Raw genomic sequence first — 16,322 nt, 5'->3', positions numbered from 1 at the left:
GAGGTTATTATGAAAAAAAGCAGATTATTTAAACATAGTTTGTTGGTTCGCTTGCTTGGGTTGCTAATGGTCTTTCTCTTCTTGTCAGCATTCACAGCACCTGAAAAACCTGAGTACGGGATCTATGACCCGGATCATTATTTAACGGATGAGACTATAAGTCAGATTCGGGAATTGAATAATGTAAATAGTAAAAAATCGGAAAAATTCCAGATGGGCGTTTACGTTGTGAAAAGCCTGGATGGAGAAACAATCGAAACTGTAGCTAACGAAACAGCTAGAGCTTGGAAGATTGGCTACTCGGGAGACAACAACGGCGCCTTGATTGTGGTCGCTGTTGAGGATAGAAAATCACGGATTGAAACCAGTAATAATGTGGCCAGTAAGATCACGGACTATCAGACCAATAGATTTTTGAAAACAGCACGCCCTTACTTTAAAAATGGTGACTATAACAAGGGTGTTCTCTCAATAGTCAATAATCTCAACTACATGTTCTATAGTGGATTGAGTACAAGTGCTTCAAGTTCTAAAAGTAGTTACGACTATACCACCAACTCTAGTCGCTTAAGGGAACTTGAAAGGTATGCTGGTGAGAGTAGTTCTTCGAGACGTCATCGAAAAAGCAGTTCGAGCGACGGAGTTATCGTATTTGGAGTTCTCATTTACTTCATCGTGATGATTATCGGATTTCTATTTGGTGGTCGTGGTTCACGTGGAGATGATTCTGGCGGTGGCTGGTGGGGCGGTGACTCATCAGACTCAGGTTCCTCTTGGTCTGATTCGGGCTCCTCTTGGTCTGACTCAGGCTCCGACTCATCTGGAGGCTGGGACGGCGGTGGCTTTGATGGCGGTGGTTCGTCTGATGACTGGTGAGTGATCATATATTGCTCAAACCGATTTCTCCATACAGTAAGGTGACTCCTTTGCAAGAGTTCACTCCTTAATTAAAAATAAAAACAAAGTTTGGGAAATTGATTTAAAATCTGAGTCCTATCTCAGAAAAGTTGATAAAAGAAAGTGTTAAGGTTTTGATATGAAACAAAATAAAGTAATTCTCTCAATAGTGGCGATCTTTTTTGGACTACTAGTTCTGGGAAGTTGTTCCGCAGTGACGACCTATAATGGTCTGGTTGGTGAACAGACTAAAGTGGAGCAGGCTCAGGCCGATGTCTCGACAGCCCTCCAACGTCGTTCGGACTTGATTGGTAACTTGGTGGAGTCCGTTAAAGGACAAATGAATCATGAAACCGAAGTCTTTACCAAGATTGCGGATGCTAGAGCTAAAATCGGTAGTAGCTCAGTGACATCGGAAGAAAACCAAAAGGCTCAGGGAGAGTTGAGCTCTGCTCTTTCCCGCTTGATTTCCTTGACGGAGAATTATCCAGAACTCAAGAGCAATCAAAATGTTGAGCAACTAATGGTCGAACTTTCAGGCAGTGAAAATCGTATCTTTGTAGCACGCAAGGATTATAATAAAGTCGCAGCCGAGTACAATCAAAAGTTGAGAAGTTTTCCAACCGTGCTCTTTGCGAATATGATGAACTTTAAAGAAGCGGAAACCTTCAAAGAAACAGAAGAAGCCAAGACAGTTCCTAAGGTCGATTTTGGAACATCTTCATCCAGTCAATAAAGTGAATCAGCCTATGAATAAAGGAATTTCTCTAGTATGACTAGTGATTTCAAACTCAAACCTGGAAAGCTTTTTCCAGGTTTTTTTGGTATAATAAAAGGGAAGAGACAGTGACTCAAATGGAGGTTTGCTATGGAGAAAACAAAAGCCTTTCTTGAAGCGCACTACAAGAGATATATTCTTACGATTTGCCTTCTCTGGTTCCTCATGTTTTTCCTTCCTTGGGATTGGCAAATCGGAGGAGTTTCAGTATATTATTTCGTTATGAAAAAACTCTTTGTGGTTTTTGGAGTTTTATCCATCCTATACTCGGTGCTGATTAAAAAAATCAGTCTTCTCATCTTTGGCATCATCTTTTGCTTGGCCTTCTGGATCAATCTCTTTTGGTATTTTGGGATATTGCCTGTATTCTTGGGAAATTAAACATTAAAAAATGAAGGACTAGACTAGCTTCTAGTCCTTTTTTCTTCCTTGTTAAAATAGTTGGAGATATGAAAATAATTTTGTTGACGGGCTGTCTGTATGATATAATAAGTCCCGTAAAAAGAAGATTAAGGGATTTGAAAATGGCTAAAAAAGTAAAAGATTATTATGACTTGGCTTATGCTAGTGATTTGAGTCGACGGTTGAAAGAAGCGTCCCCTGCCTTTGATGAGCGAAAGTTTAGGTTGTTGGTAGAAAAAGACTTGGAAGAGTTGGAGTTTAGCCAGCGTCAAGAACTCTTGGCTAGAAGTATCAAAGAATGTCTTCCCTTATCTTATCAGGACTCTCTCAAGGTTTTTGAGAAAATTTTGGGTCCTGAGTTAGAGGGTGGTTTAGGTATGTTCTCAGAAGGATATTGGCTTTGGCCAATCGGAAAATATGTAGAGCTATATGGGAATAAGGAATTTGAATTGAGCGCGGCCTTTAGTAAGGAACTAACCAAGCGATTTACTGGAGAATTTTCTATGAGACCTTTGCTGGCTCGCTATCCTAAGGCTACAATGACTTTGCTATTAGAATGGAGTCGGGATGAAAATTTGCGTGTTCGTAGACTTGCCAGCGAATGCATGCGTATCCGTCTGCCTTGGGCTAAGAGACAAACCGTCGTATTGGATTATTTTGAGGATTTCACCACTATTCTGACCAATCTAAAAGATGATAGAGACAAGTCTATTCAAAAAAGTGTAGCCAATAATCTAAATGATTTGTACAAGGAAGCCCCCGATAAGTTTGAAAGGATTCTTCAAACTTGGCAGAAAGGGGAGCTAAGTCCAAGTTGTGCTTGGATTATCAAGCATGCATCTCGAACAAAAAACAAAAAAAGAGCCACAGAAGATTTATGCAAAAAAAGCTGAATTTCAGCTGGCCTTTTCCGTTGTAAATTAAGGATTCTTTCTTGAAAAATAATGGTAAATATGCTAAAATTAAAAGAACATTCTAAAATATTCAGAATAAAAAGTAAGGAAAATCATGGCTAATATTTTAAAAACGATTATTGAAAATGATAAAGGAGAACTTCGTCGTCTGGAAAAGATGGCTGATAAGGTTCTTAACTATGAGAGCCAAATGGCTGCAATGTCAGACGAAGAACTAAAAGCGAAAACTGACGAATTTAAAGAACGATACAACAAGGGTGAATCACTTGATTCATTGCTATATGAGGCTTTTGCAGTAGTTCGTGAAGCTGCAAAACGTGTCCTTGGGCTCTTCCCTTATAAGGTTCAGGTCATGGGTGGGATTGTTCTTCACCATGGTGACGTTCCAGAGATGCGTACGGGTGAAGGGAAGACCTTGACAGCGACTATGCCAGTGTACCTCAATGCCCTTGCAGGTAAAGGGGTTCACGTAGTTACAGTCAACGAATACCTAACAGAACGTGACGCGACTGAAATGGGTGAATTGTACTCATGGCTCGGTCTGTCAGTAGGGATTAACTTGGCAGCTAAATCTCCAATGGAGAAAAAAGAGGCTTACCTTTGTGATATTACCTACTCAACCAACTCAGAGATTGGTTTCGACTACCTTCGTGATAACATGGTCGTTCGTGCAGAAAACATGGTACAACGCCCACTAAACTATGCCTTGGTCGATGAGGTTGACTCGATTTTGATCGACGAAGCTCGTACACCATTGATCGTTTCAGGTGCCAACGCAGTTGAAACAAGCCAACTCTACCATATGGCGGACCACTTCGTGAAATCTTTGGACAAGGACGACTATATCATTGACGTTCAGTCTAAGACGATCGGTTTGTCTGATTCTGGTATTGACAAGGCAGAAAGCTACTTTAAACTTGAAAATCTATACGACATCGAAAATGTAGCTCTTACTCACTTTGTTGACAATGCCCTTCGTGCCAACTATATCATGATCCTTGATATCGACTATGTGGTTAGCGAAGAGCAGGAAATCCTAATCGTCGATCAATTTACAGGTCGTACCATGGAAGGTCGTCGTTACTCTGATGGTTTGCACCAAGCCATCGAAGCAAAAGAAGGTGTGCCAATCCAAGACGAGACCAAGACTTCAGCTTCTATTACCTACCAAAACCTCTTCCGTATGTATAAGAAATTGGCAGGTATGACGGGTACTGGTAAAACAGAAGAAGAAGAATTCCGTGAAATTTACAACATTCGTGTTATCCCAATCCCAACTAACCGTCCAATTCAACGTATCGACCACTCAGACCTTCTCTATGCAAGCCTTGATGCGAAATTTAAGGCTGTTGTTGAAGATGTAAAAGCTCGTTACCAAAAAGGTCAGCCGGTCTTGGTAGGTACAGTTGCCGTTGAAACGAGTGATTTCCTCTCCAAGAAATTGGTTGCTGCAGGTGTTCCTCACGAAGTCTTGAATGCGAAGAACCACTACAGAGAAGCGCAAATCATCATGAACGCTGGTCAACGTGGTGCAGTTACCATCGCAACCAACATGGCCGGTCGTGGTACCGACATCAAGCTTGGTGAAGGGGTTCGTGAACTTGGTGGTCTTTGCGTCATTGGTACAGAGCGCCACGAAAGTCGCCGTATTGATAACCAGCTTCGTGGACGTTCAGGGCGTCAAGGAGACCCAGGTGAGTCACAATTCTACTTGTCTCTTGAAGATGATTTGATGAAACGTTTCGGTTCAGAACGTTTGAAAGGTGTCTTTGAACGTCTCAACATGTCTGACGAAGCCATCGAATCTCGCATGTTAACGCGTCAAGTTGAAGCAGCTCAAAAACGTGTCGAAGGAAATAACTATGACACTCGTAAACAAGTCCTTCAATACGACGACGTTATGCGAGAACAACGTGAGATCATCTATGCACAACGTTATGATGTCATTACTGCAGATCGTGACTTGGCACCAGAAATCCATGCTATGATTCGTCGTACCATTGGACGTATCGTAGATGCACATGCTCGTTCGAAAGAAGATGAAAAACTGGAAGCAATCTTGAACTTTGCTAAGTATAACTTGCTTCCAGAAGATTCAATTAGCCGTTCAGATCTTGCAGGTCTGTCAGACCAAGCTATCAAAGATGAACTTTTCCAACGTGCCTTGAAAGTCTATGACAGCCAAGTTGCTAAGCTTCGTGACGAAGATGCAGTAAAAGAATTCCAGAAGGTCTTGATCCTACGTGTTGTAGACAACAAGTGGACAGACCATATCGATGCTCTTGACCAGTTGCGAAATGCTGTTGGTCTTCGTGGATATGCTCAAAACAACCCAGTTGTAGAATATCAAGCAGAAGGTTTCCGCATGTTTAACGACATGATTGGATCGATTGAATTCGATGTGACCCGCTTGATGATGAAAGCACAAATCCACGAACAGGAACGTCCTCAAACTGAACACAATATCAGTACAACTGCGACTCGTAATATCGCAGCGCAGCAGGCAAGCCTTCCAGAAGATTTGGACTTGAGCCAAATCGGACGAAACGACCAATGCCCATGTGGATCAGGTAAGAAATTCAAGAACTGTCATGGTAAGAGACAATAATATGAGATAAGATACAGGCGGATACCTGGTAAAAATCATTTTTTGCTTGGTGTCCGTTTGCTTTATAAGGAGATGAATCATGGTATTTAAAGCTAAAAGTCCTAAAATTAACATTGAAGAAGTTCGCGCCTTGTCTAAATTAGAGGGAGCGGCTCTTGCGAGAAAAAATCAACGTGATCAGGAATTGGAAGCCATCATCCGTGGGGAAGACCAGCGTATTCTCTTGGTGATAGGACCATGTTCATCTGATAACGAAGAGGCGGTTCTCGAGTATGCCAAGCGTCTATCTGCTTTGCAAGAAGAGGTCAAAGACCGTATTTTTATGGTCATGCGTGTCTATACAGCTAAACCTCGTACCAATGGGGATGGCTATAAGGGCTTGATTCATCAGCCAAATGCGACAGAAGCTCCTAGTTTGATCAATGGGATCAAGGCTGTTCGCCAACTGCACTATCGTGTGATTACCGAGACGGGAATGACAACAGCGGATGAGATGCTTTATCCTGAAAATCTTCCGCTGGTGGATGATTTGATTTCTTATATGGCTGTTGGAGCCCGCTCTGTAGAGGATCAACAGCACCGTTTTGTAGCGAGTGGAGCAGATTTCTCAACAGGATTTAAAAATCCCACATCTGGAAATCTCAATGTCATGTTTAACGGGATTTATGCAGCGCAAAATAAACAGAGTTTCCTCTTCCTTGGTAAAGAGGTGGAAACAACAGGGAATCCATTGTCCCACGCCATTCTTCGCGGTGCCTTGAATGAATACGGGAAAAATATTCCCAACTACTACTATGACAATTTGATGGATACCATTGATCAGTATGAAAAGATGGGCTTGGAAAATCCCTTTATCATCATCGATACTAATCATGACAATTCAGGCAAGCAGTACATGGATCAAATCCGTATCGTTCGTCAGACCTTGATTAACCGTGACTGGAATGAGAAAATCAAAAAATATGTTCGTGGTTTTATGATTGAGTCCTATCTAGAAGATGGACGTCAAAATGAACCAGAAGTTTTTGGTAAGTCCATTACAGATCCGTGTCTCGGCTGGAACAATACTGAAGCACTTGTTCGCGAAATCTACCAAACGCTAGGAGAATAAGATGGCATTTATCGAAAAAGGTCAAGAAATTGATATTGAAGCAATCAAGGCTGCGACCCAGTTGTCACCTGAAGTCTTGCGAAAGAAAGAAGCCCGCGATAGAGAGCTGGCAGCCATCATCTCGGGTGAGGACGACCGAATCCTTTTGGTGATGGGACCGTGCTCTTCAGACAATGAAGAAGCTGTGCTTGAATATGCTCGTCGCTTAGCAGACTTGCAGAAAAAAGTTGCGGATAAAATCTTTATCGTGATGCGTGTCTATACGGCTAAACCTCGTACCAATGGAGACGGCTATAAGGGAATGATTCATCAACCAAATACCAGCGAAGCGCCTAGTCTCATCAATGGTTTGCAGGCTGTTCGTCAGCTACACTACCGCGTGATTACCGAAACGGGCTTGACGACAGCTGATGAGATGCTTTATCCGTCAAATCTCGTTTTGGTTGATGATCTGGTCAGCTACCATGCTGTAGGGGCTCGTTCAGTGGAAGACCAAGAACACCGCTTTGTAGCCTCTGGGATTGATGCTCCGGTTGGGATGAAAAATCCAACATCTGGAAATCTTGGGGTCATGTTTAATGCCATCTATGCGGCTCAAAACAAGCAAACCTTCCTTTACCACGGCCAAGAAGTGGAAACTTCAGGAAATCCTTTGGCCCACGTGATCCTTCGTGGCGCCATGAATGAATACGGCAAAAATGAACCCAACTTCTACTATGAAACCCTCTTAAATGCCATCAATCGCTATGAGATTACGGGACTTGAAAATCCCTTCATTATCATCGATACCAATCATGACAATTCTGGCAAGCAGTATATGGAACAAATTCGCATTGTTCGTCAAGCCTTGCTGAATCGTGATTGGAATGAAAAGATTAAAAAGACGGTTCGAGGCTTTATGATCGAATCTTACCTAGCAGATGGTCGTCAAAACCAACCAGAGGTCTTTGGCTGCTCCATAACTGACCCTTGTCTAGGTTGGGAAAATACAGTAGCCTTGGTAGAAGAAATTTATACTACCTTAACAAAATAAGTGAAAAGGATGGAGTTGGGGGAATCTCAGCTCCTTTTATGAGTATGATAGTTGGACACGGAATTGACATCGAAGAATTGGCTTCGATAGAACGAGCAGTTACACGGCACAATGGCTTTGCCAAGCGGGTGCTGACTACTAAGGAAATGGAGCGCTTTACCAGTCTCAAAGGGCGCAGACAAATCGAATACTTGGCAGGTCGTTGGTCGGCTAAGGAGGCTTTTTCCAAGGCTATGGGGACAGGAATTGGCAAACTGACCTTTCAGGATTTGGAAGTTTTGAACAATGAACGAGGCGCGCCTTATTTTAGTCAGGCACCATTTTCAGGAAAGATTTGGCTATCGATCAGCCATACAGATCAGTTTGTGACAGCCAGTGTCATTTTGGAGGAAAATCATGAAAGCTAGTCCACATAGACCGACCAAGGCTCGGATTCATCTGGGAGCTATTCGACAAAATATTCAGCAAATGGGGGCTCATATCCCTGAAGGAACGCTCAAGTGGGCAGTGGTTAAGGCCAATGCCTATGGACATGGTGCTGTAGCTGTTGCGACAGCTATCCAAGACGATGTCGACGGCTTTTGCGTTTCCAATATTGATGAAGCTATTGAACTTCGTCAGGCTGGACTCAGCAAGAAAATCCTCATTCTAGGTGTATCTGAGTTAGAAGCTATTGGCCTAGCTAAAGAATACGACATCACTTTGACGGTGGCTGGACTGGAGTGGATTCAAGCGCTCTTAGACAAGGAAGCAGATTTGACTGGCTTGACTGTCCACCTCAAGATTGACTCAGGAATGGGACGAATTGGTTTTAGAGAAGCCGGTGAGGCTGAACAGGCTCAAGACTTGCTCAAGCAACATGGTGCTCGCGTTGAGGGGATTTTTACCCACTTTGCTACTGCAGATGAAGAATCAGATGACTATTTTAATGCCCAGTTAGAACGATTTAAAGCTATTTTGGCAAGTATGAAGGAAGTCCCAGAGCTGGTTCATGCCAGCAACTCGGCAACGACCCTCTGGCATGCAGAGACTATTTTCAATGCAGTCCGTATGGGAGACGCTATGTATGGTCTCAATCCAAGTGGAGAGGTCTTGGACTTGCCTTATGATTTGACACCAGCCTTGACCTTGGAGTCTGCCCTTGTTCATGTCAAGACAGTTTCAGCTGGTGCTTGCATGGGCTATGGAGCAACTTATCAAGTCGATAGTGAGCAAGTCATTGCGACGGTACCAATCGGCTATGCGGATGGTTGGACACGTGACATGCAGAATTTCACTGTCTTGGTGGATGGGCAAGCTTGCCCAATCGTCGGACGAGTATCTATGGACCAAATTACCATTCGTCTGCCTAAGATTTATCCGCTAGGAACAAAAGTAACATTAATTGGTTCTAACGGCGACAAGGAAATCACAGCTACTCAGGTAGCTGCCTACCGTGGAACCATTAACTATGAGGTGGTTTGCCTCCTCAGCGACCGCATTCCGAGAGAATATTATTAAAAAAGAAAGGAGTGGAGCATGAATCTACATCAACCCTTGCATGTCTTGCCTGGTGTGGGACCAAAGTCAGCAGAGAAATACGCCAAACTAGGAATTGAAAACTTGCAAGACCTCTTGCTCTACTTTCCTTTCCGTTACGAAGACTTCAAGACCAAGCAGGTGTTAGAGCTGGAAGATGGCGAGAAGGCGGTTCTGTCTGGTCAAGTCGTGACTCCCGCTAGTGTCCAGTATTATGGTTTCAAGCGCAATCGTCTGCGTTTTAGTCTTAAGCAGGGAGAAGTCGTTTTTGCGGTGAACTTCTTTAACCAGCCTTATTTAGCAGATAAGATAGAATTGGGAGCAACGCTTGCTGTCTTTGGAAAATGGGATAGGGCTAAGGCCAGTCTGACTGGAATGAAGGTTCTTGCTCAGGTGGAAGATGACCTCCAGCCTGTCTATCGTCTGGCTCAAGGAATCAGTCAGGCAGGGCTGGTCAAGGTTATCAAGACAGCTTTTGATCAGGGACTGGACCTCTTGATAGAGGAAAATCTTCCCCAGTCTTTGCTGGATAAATACAAACTTATGTCCCGTTGCCAGGCTGTCCGTGCTATGCATTTTCCTAAGGATTTGGCAGAATACAAGCAGGCCCTTCGCCGTATCAAGTTTGAGGAACTCTTTTATTTCCAAATGCAGTTGCAGTCACTCAAGTCTGAAAATAGAGTTCAGGGAAGCGGTCTGGTTCTGAATTGGTCCCAGGAAAAAGTGACAGCCGTTAAAGAAAATCTGCCTTTTGCCCTGACCCAAGCCCAGGAAAAGAGTCTGCGGGAAATATTGACCGACATGAAGTCGGACCGCCACATGAATCGTCTCCTACAAGGGGATGTGGGGAGCGGAAAAACGGTGGTTGCGGGTTTGGCAATGTTTGCAGCGGTGACGGCTGGCTACCAAGCTGCCCTCATGGTACCAACAGAAATCCTAGCAGAGCAACACTTTGAGAGTTTACAGAACCTTTTTCCAGACTTGAAACTGGCTCTCTTGACAGGTTCCTTAAAAGCTGCAGAAAAAAGAGAAGTTTTAGAGACCATTGCCAAGGGTGAGGCTGACTTTATTATCGGAACACACGCTCTGATACAAGATGGGGTTGATTATGCTCGTCTTGGTTTGATTATCATCGATGAGCAGCACCGTTTTGGTGTGGGGCAAAGGCGTGTTCTGAGGGAAAAAGGGGACAATCCTGACGTTCTCATGATGACAGCGACGCCCATTCCACGAACCTTGGCTATCACAGCCTTTGGCGATATGGATGTTTCCATTATCGACCAAATGCCAGCAAGGCGGAAGCCTATTGTGACGCGCTGGATTAAGCATGAGCAGCTGCCTCAGGTCTTGACTTGGTTAGAGGGGGAAATCCAAAAAGGTTCTCAAGCCTATGTCATCTCTCCCTTGATCGAAGAATCTGAAGCTCTGGACTTGAAAAACGCCATTGCCTTATCTGAGGAGTTGACAGCTCATTTTGCCGGCAAGGCTGAAGTGGCTCTTTTACATGGTAAGATGAAGAGTGACGAAAAAGACCAGATCATGCAAGAGTTCAAAGAGCGAAAAACGGATATTCTAGTTTCGACAACGGTTATCGAGGTTGGGGTTAATGTTCCCAATGCGACCGTTATGATTATCATGGATGCCGATCGGTTCGGTCTCAGCCAACTTCACCAGCTCAGAGGCCGTGTGGGTCGGGGTGACAAGCAGTCCTATGCTGTTCTTGTGGCTAATCCTAAGACTGAGTCTGGGAAGGACCGCATGCGCATCATGACAGAAACGACCAATGGATTTGCCCTTGCGGAGGAAGATTTGAAAATGCGTGGTTCTGGTGAGATTTTTGGAACCAGACAATCAGGACTGCCAGAGTTTCAAGTGGCTGATATTATCGAAGATTTTCCGATTTTAGAAGAAGCCAGAAAGGTTGCCAGCTACATTAGTTCGATAGAAGGTTGGCAAGAGGATCCAGAATGGCGCATGATTGCTCTCCACCTAGAAAAGAGAGAACATCTGGATTAAGCCTTTTCTAAGAAATCTATAAGCTAGCTTTTAGGTTTGGATCTTATACTAGAGTCATCAAAAAGAAACGAGGACTCTCACATGACGATTAAAGTAACCTACCAAAAGAAATTCCAAACCGTCAAACTAGAGAAAGGAGCTAGCACCTATTGATACACAGAGAGCGGAAACGCTCTTTTTATTTTTAAAACTACTTTCAGGTGCTCTGTTTGAAGTTAGAGAATCTAAAATCACTTTCTGTTTACCGTTCTTTCTTGCATTGCTTTCCTAGATATGCTAGAGTTATGATAGCGATTACAAAACTAAAGGAGCATGCTATGAAAAATCCAGCTTTGTTAGAAGAAATCAATACCTATCTAGGACGGGATGAGGTTCCAGAAGACTTTGATGCTTTCTGGGATGAGGAAGTGAAAAAAGTTTCATCTCTTCCAGCCTACCAGTTGGAGGAAAGAGATTTCCATATTCCCCAAGTCAAGTGCTATGAACTTACTTTTGAAGGAACCAATGAAGGCAAGGTTTATGCGCGTGTCGTCCTTCCAAAGAGTGAGGAGAAAGTTCCGTTAATCTTCCATTTCCATGGCTATATGGGACGTGGTTGGGACTGGGCCGACATGCTGGCCTATACTGTAGCTGGTTACGGTGTTGTCTCCATGGATGTGCGGGGCCAGTCAGGTTACTCGCAAGATGGCTTGCGCTCTCCTTTGGGAAATACGGTGAAGGGGCATATCATCCGTGGTGCTGTTGAAGGTCGAGACCAGCTCTTTTATAAGGATGTCTATCTGGATATTTACCAGTTGATCGAAATTGTTGCTAGTCTGCCACAGGTAGATGAGGAAAGACTTTCTAGCTATGGTGCCTCACAAGGCGGTGCTTTAGCCCTGGTTGCAGCAGCGCTCAATCTTCGGATTCAGAAAACAGTTGCCATCTATCCCTTCTTGTCAGACTTTAGACGAGTGCTTGAGATTGGCAATACCAGTGAAGCCTATGATGAACTCTTCCGTTATTTCAAGTTCCACGATCCTTTCCATGAAACAGAGGAGGAAATCATGGCGACCCTTGCCTACATCGATGTGAAAAATCTTGCCCATCGTATCAAAGGTGAGGTCAAGATGATTACAGGCTTGGACGACGATGTTTGCTATCCTATTACCCAGTTTGCGATATACAACCGTCTGACATGTGATAAGGCCTATCGCATCATGCCTGAGTATGCTCATGAAGCCATGAATGTTTTTGTCAATGACCAGGTTTATAACTGGCTCTGTGGTAGTGAAATTCCTTTTAAGTACGTAAGATAATGAATGAGAGAGCCCCGGAGCTCTCTTTTTAATGTCCAAAACCTGAAAGTACTTTTAGAAAATTTAAAATATTAAAATATTCTTAAAAGTAAAATCTATTCTGTAGGAACACAGATATAAATATAAGACTTTATTGTATAATAAAGGAAAAGTCACTTGTGAAAGGAGGAAAAAGGCTGCTGGATGCTTAAAGAATGGCTCAGCAGAAAATGGGAGAGGATTGGGAGCTCTCATTAAGTTGGATACTTTCTTGTAAAACTTGTCTCTTGAGAGACAATAAAAATTTTTAAAGAAAAAAGAAAGCGCTTTATTTTATGAAAAATGAAAGGACAAACATGAATTACAAATCTTTAGATCGGAAACAGCGATACGGAATTCGAAAATTTGCAGTCGGGGCGGCATCTGTAGTGATTGGTACAGTAGTATTTGGAGCAAATCCAGTCTTAGCTCAAGAACAAGCCAATGCAGCAGGAGCCAATACAGAAACTGTCGAACCTGGTCAAGGTTTATCAGAATTGCCAAAAGAAGCGTCCTCGGGAGATCTTGCTCATTTGGATAAGGATTTGGCTGGTAAATTGGCAGCAGCTCAAGACAACGGCGTTGAGGTGGACCAAGATCATTTGAAAAAAAATGAGAGTGCAGAATCAGAAACCCCATCCTCTACGGAAACCCCTGCAGAAGAAGCAAATAAGGAAGAGGAATCAGAGGATCAGGGTGCTATTCCTCGTGACTATTACTCAAGAGATTTAAAAAATGCCAATCCTGTCCTTGAAAAAGAAGATGTTGAAACCAATGCAACAAATGGTCAGAGAGTTGATTTATCAAGTGAACTAAATAAACTAAAGCAACTAAAAAATGCTACAGTTCACATGGAGTTCAAACCAGATGCATCAGCTCCACGCTTTTACAATCTCTTCTCTGTATCCAGTGACACCAAGGAAAATGAGTACTTTACTATGTCGGTCCTTGATAATACAGCTCTTATTGAAGGGCGTGGCGCTAACGGGGAGCAGTTCTATGATAAGTATACAGATGCTCCATTGAAAGTTCGCCCTGGACAATGGAATTCCGTGACCTTTACTGTTGAACAACCGACAGCAGAGTTAACTCATGGTCGAGTTCGTCTCTATGTGAACGGTGTCTTATCCCGAACAAGTCTCAAATCTGGTAACTTCATCAAAGATATGCCAGATGTTAATCAAGCTCAACTTGGAGCAACCAAACGGGGCAATAAAACAGTTTGGGCCTCAAACCTACAAGTTCGAAACCTAACCGTTTATGATCGTGCTTTAAGCCCAGATGAAGTTCAAACACGGAGTCAATTATTTGAAAGAGGTGAATTGGAACAGAAACTACCAGAAGGTGCGAAAATCTCTGAGAAAGAAGACGTATTTGAAGGTGGTAGGAACAATCAACCAAATAAAGATGGTATCAAGAGTTATCGTATCCCAGCTCTTCTCAAGACAGATAAAGGAACGCTGATTGCAGGTGCAGATGAACGCCGTCTCCATTCGAGTGACTGGGGTGATATCGGCATGGTCATCAGACGCAGTGAAGATAATGGTAAAACTTGGGGAGATCGAGTAACTATTACCAACCTACGTGACAATCCAAAGGCTTCTGATCCATCAATCGGTTCACCAGTGAATATCGATATGACCTTGACTCAAGATTCTGAAACCAAACGCATCTTTGCCATTTATGACATGTTCCCAGAAGGAAAAGGAATCTTTGGAATGTCTTCGCAAAAAGAAGAAGCCTACAAAGAAATCAATGGTAAAACCTATCAACTCCTCTATCGAGAAGGTGAACAGGAAGCTTATACTATTCGAGAAAATGGTACAGTTTACACTCCAGATGGTAAAGCAACAGACTACCGTGTTGTTGTAGAACCTGTTAAACCGGCCTATAGCGACAAGGGTGATCTATACAAGGGTGACCAGCTACTGGGCAATATCTACTTCACAACAAACAAAACTTCTCCATTTAGAATTGCGAAGGATAGCTACCTATGGATGTCTTACAGCGATGACGACGGGAAGACCTGGTCAGCGCCTCAAGATATTACTCCGATGGTCAAAGCCGATTGGATGAAATTCCTAGGAGTAGGTCCTGGAGTGGGGATTACCCTTCGTACTGGACCACATAAAGGTCGAATCGTCGTTCCTGTCTATACGACCAACCGGGCTAACCACCTCAATGGTTCTCAATCATCTCGAATCATCTACTCAGACGACCATGGTAAGACTTGGCATATGGGTGGTGGTGTCAACGACAATCGTACACTTTATGATGGTACAGTAGTCGATTCAAGTACCATGAGTAATTATTATGCTCAAAATACAGAAGCTTCAGTTGTTCAGTTAAACAATGGGGACCTCAAACTCTTTATGCGTGGGTTGACAGAAGATCTACAGGTTGCAACCAGTCATGATGGTGGTCTAACTTGGGACAATAACGTTGAACGCTACGATGTGCCAGACGTTTATGTTCAAATGGCTGCGACTCACACGGTTCAAAATGGCAAAGAGTATATTCTATTAGCAAATGCAAATGGTCCTGGTCGTAAAAATGGTTATATTCGAGTGGCTCGTGTAGAAGAAGATGGTCAGTTAACTTGGTTGCACCACCATTTGATTCAAGAAGGTGAGTATGCTTATAACTCACTTCAACAAATCGGACCAGATGAATTTGGACTTTTATATGAACACCATGCTCCTGGAGGTGTTCCATACACACTTTCCTTCAAGAAATTCAACTGGGATTTCTTAAGCAAAGACAGAATTTCTCCTAAAGAAGCAAAAGTAAAATATGCTATCCAAAAATGGCCAGGCATCATTGCCATGGAGTTCGATTCGGAAGTATTGGTCAACAAGGCTCCGACTCTTCAATTGGCAAATGGCAAGACAGCAACCTTTATGACCCAGTACGATACAAAAACTCTCCTATTCACAATAGATCCAGAGGATATGGGTCAAAGAATTACAGGTCTAGCTGAGGGTGCAATTGAAAGCATGCACAATTTACCAGTTTCTTTAGCTGGCTCTAAACTAAGCGATGGTATTAATGGCAGTGAAGCTGCTATCCATGAGGTTCCAGAGTTCACAGGTGGCGTTAATGCAGAAGAAGCGGCTGTGGCAGAGATACCAGAGTACACTGGACCATTGGCAACAGTAGGTGAAGAACCAGCTCAAACAGTAGAAAAACCAGAATTCACTGGTGGTGTCAATGCTGTTGAGGCAGCAGTTCATGAACTTCCAGAGTTCAAGGGTGGTGTCAATGCAGTTCTAGCAGCTTCAAACGAGCTTCCGGAATATAGAGGAGGTGCTAACTTTGTCTTGGCAGCTTCAAATGACCTGCCAGAGTATAAGGGAGGTGTCAATGGCGCTGAGGCAGCAATCCTTGAAGTACCAGAGTACAAAGGAGACACCAATCTAGTATTAGCAACTGCAGACAACAAACTGTCTCTAGGCCAAGATGTGACCTATCAAGCGCCAGCAGCTAAACAAGATGAACTTCCAAATACGGGAAGCAAGGAAACAAACTCACTGATTTCCTTTGGTCTTGCAGGTGTTCTTTTATCCTTGTTTGCATTTGGCAAGAAGAGAAAAGAATAATAAGTAAAAGCTATTTGAGTAACTCTCAGAAGAGATAGCAGGTTTTTCAGCCTGCTATCTTTCTTTATTAAATTTAGGTTGATTCGAAATCATAAGAGGTCTGAAACTACTTTCAGGATAGTCTGTTCTA

Annotated in this window: 12 protein-coding genes; all 12 read left to right on the top strand. The window is 43.2% G+C overall.

Annotated features, from left to right (window positions below; all coding sequences use genetic code 11):
• Window positions 1-9 precede the first annotated feature (9 nt).
• Window positions 10-876, top strand: a complete 867-nt coding sequence (locus tag M1F63_RS07180; protein ID WP_247941090.1) for a TPM domain-containing protein — start codon at window positions 10-12, stop codon at window positions 874-876.
• Window positions 877-1,036: 160 nt separating this feature from the next.
• On the top strand, window positions 1,037-1,633 hold the full coding sequence (locus tag M1F63_RS07175; RefSeq protein WP_000812473.1) for a LemA family protein: 597 nt from the start codon (window positions 1,037-1,039) through the stop codon (window positions 1,631-1,633).
• A 132-nt stretch (window positions 1,634-1,765) separates the two neighbouring features.
• Complete coding sequence (locus M1F63_RS07170; protein ID WP_000415958.1) at window positions 1,766-2,056, top strand: hypothetical protein; 291 nt, start codon at window positions 1,766-1,768, stop codon at window positions 2,054-2,056.
• A 143-nt stretch (window positions 2,057-2,199) separates the two neighbouring features.
• A complete protein-coding gene (locus M1F63_RS07165) occupies window positions 2,200-2,970 on the top strand; it encodes a DNA alkylation repair protein (protein WP_247941089.1) in 771 nt (256 codons plus the stop codon).
• Between the two features lie 115 nt (window positions 2,971-3,085).
• A complete protein-coding gene (gene secA / locus M1F63_RS07160) occupies window positions 3,086-5,599 on the top strand; it encodes a preprotein translocase subunit SecA (protein WP_139690196.1) in 2,514 nt (837 codons plus the stop codon).
• Window positions 5,600-5,678: 79 nt separating this feature from the next.
• Window positions 5,679-6,710 carry a 3-deoxy-7-phosphoheptulonate synthase gene (locus M1F63_RS07155; RefSeq protein WP_247941088.1) on the top strand — a complete coding sequence of 344 codons (1,032 nt, stop codon included), beginning with the start codon at window positions 5,679-5,681 and terminating at the stop codon, window positions 6,708-6,710.
• A gap of 1 nt (window position 6,711) precedes the next feature.
• Window positions 6,712-7,743, top strand: coding sequence for a 3-deoxy-7-phosphoheptulonate synthase (locus M1F63_RS07150; RefSeq protein ID WP_247941087.1), 1,032 nt, complete (start codon window positions 6,712-6,714; stop codon window positions 7,741-7,743).
• A 44-nt stretch (window positions 7,744-7,787) separates the two neighbouring features.
• Window positions 7,788-8,150, top strand: a complete 363-nt coding sequence (gene acpS / locus M1F63_RS07145) for a holo-ACP synthase (RefSeq protein ID WP_049520474.1) — start codon at window positions 7,788-7,790, stop codon at window positions 8,148-8,150.
• A complete protein-coding gene (gene alr, locus M1F63_RS07140; RefSeq protein ID WP_247941086.1) occupies window positions 8,140-9,243 on the top strand; it encodes an alanine racemase in 1,104 nt (367 codons plus the stop codon). Before acpS ends, alr begins: the two co-directional genes overlap by 11 nt.
• 18 nt (window positions 9,244-9,261) lie before the next feature.
• The gene (recG, locus tag M1F63_RS07135; protein WP_247941085.1) at window positions 9,262-11,277 is read left to right on the top strand and encodes an ATP-dependent DNA helicase RecG; all 2,016 of its coding nucleotides are present in this window, start codon (window positions 9,262-9,264) and stop codon (window positions 11,275-11,277) included.
• A 317-nt stretch (window positions 11,278-11,594) separates the two neighbouring features.
• Window positions 11,595-12,575 carry an acetylxylan esterase gene (locus M1F63_RS07130; RefSeq protein ID WP_247941127.1) on the top strand — a complete coding sequence of 327 codons (981 nt, stop codon included), beginning with the start codon at window positions 11,595-11,597 and terminating at the stop codon, window positions 12,573-12,575.
• 335 nt (window positions 12,576-12,910) lie between these two features.
• The gene (locus tag M1F63_RS07125; protein WP_247941084.1) at window positions 12,911-16,192 is read left to right on the top strand and encodes an SIALI-17 repeat-containing surface protein; all 3,282 of its coding nucleotides are present in this window, start codon (window positions 12,911-12,913) and stop codon (window positions 16,190-16,192) included.
• Window positions 16,193-16,322 lie beyond the last annotated feature (130 nt).

Source organism: Streptococcus oralis (genome assembly GCF_023109155.1).
In the GTDB taxonomy this organism is placed as follows: Bacteria; Bacillota; Bacilli; order Lactobacillales; family Streptococcaceae; genus Streptococcus; species Streptococcus oralis_BZ.
The sequence above is the reverse complement of the archived record's forward strand: the minus strand, read 5'-3'. Positions and strand labels throughout refer to the sequence as shown.

Bases quoted from the DNA above. Each gene is read 5' to 3' on its own strand.
- M1F63_RS07180 (WP_247941090.1), top strand. From the start codon at position 10: ATGAAAAAAAGCAGATTATTTAAACATAGTTTGTTGGTTCGCTTGCTT.
- M1F63_RS07175 (WP_000812473.1), top strand. From the start codon at position 1,037: ATGAAACAAAATAAAGTAATTCTCTCAATAGTGGCGATCTTTTTTGGA.
- M1F63_RS07170 (WP_000415958.1), top strand. From the start codon at position 1,766: ATGGAGAAAACAAAAGCCTTTCTTGAAGCGCACTACAAGAGATATATT.
- M1F63_RS07165 (WP_247941089.1), top strand. From the start codon at position 2,200: ATGGCTAAAAAAGTAAAAGATTATTATGACTTGGCTTATGCTAGTGAT.
- secA (WP_139690196.1), top strand. From the start codon at position 3,086: ATGGCTAATATTTTAAAAACGATTATTGAAAATGATAAAGGAGAACTT.
- M1F63_RS07155 (WP_247941088.1), top strand. From the start codon at position 5,679: ATGGTATTTAAAGCTAAAAGTCCTAAAATTAACATTGAAGAAGTTCGC.
- M1F63_RS07150 (WP_247941087.1), top strand. From the start codon at position 6,712: ATGGCATTTATCGAAAAAGGTCAAGAAATTGATATTGAAGCAATCAAG.
- acpS (WP_049520474.1), top strand. From the start codon at position 7,788: ATGATAGTTGGACACGGAATTGACATCGAAGAATTGGCTTCGATAGAA.
- alr (WP_247941086.1), top strand. From the start codon at position 8,140: ATGAAAGCTAGTCCACATAGACCGACCAAGGCTCGGATTCATCTGGGA.
- recG (WP_247941085.1), top strand. From the start codon at position 9,262: ATGAATCTACATCAACCCTTGCATGTCTTGCCTGGTGTGGGACCAAAG.
- M1F63_RS07130 (WP_247941127.1), top strand. From the start codon at position 11,595: ATGAAAAATCCAGCTTTGTTAGAAGAAATCAATACCTATCTAGGACGG.
- M1F63_RS07125 (WP_247941084.1), top strand. From the start codon at position 12,911: ATGAATTACAAATCTTTAGATCGGAAACAGCGATACGGAATTCGAAAA.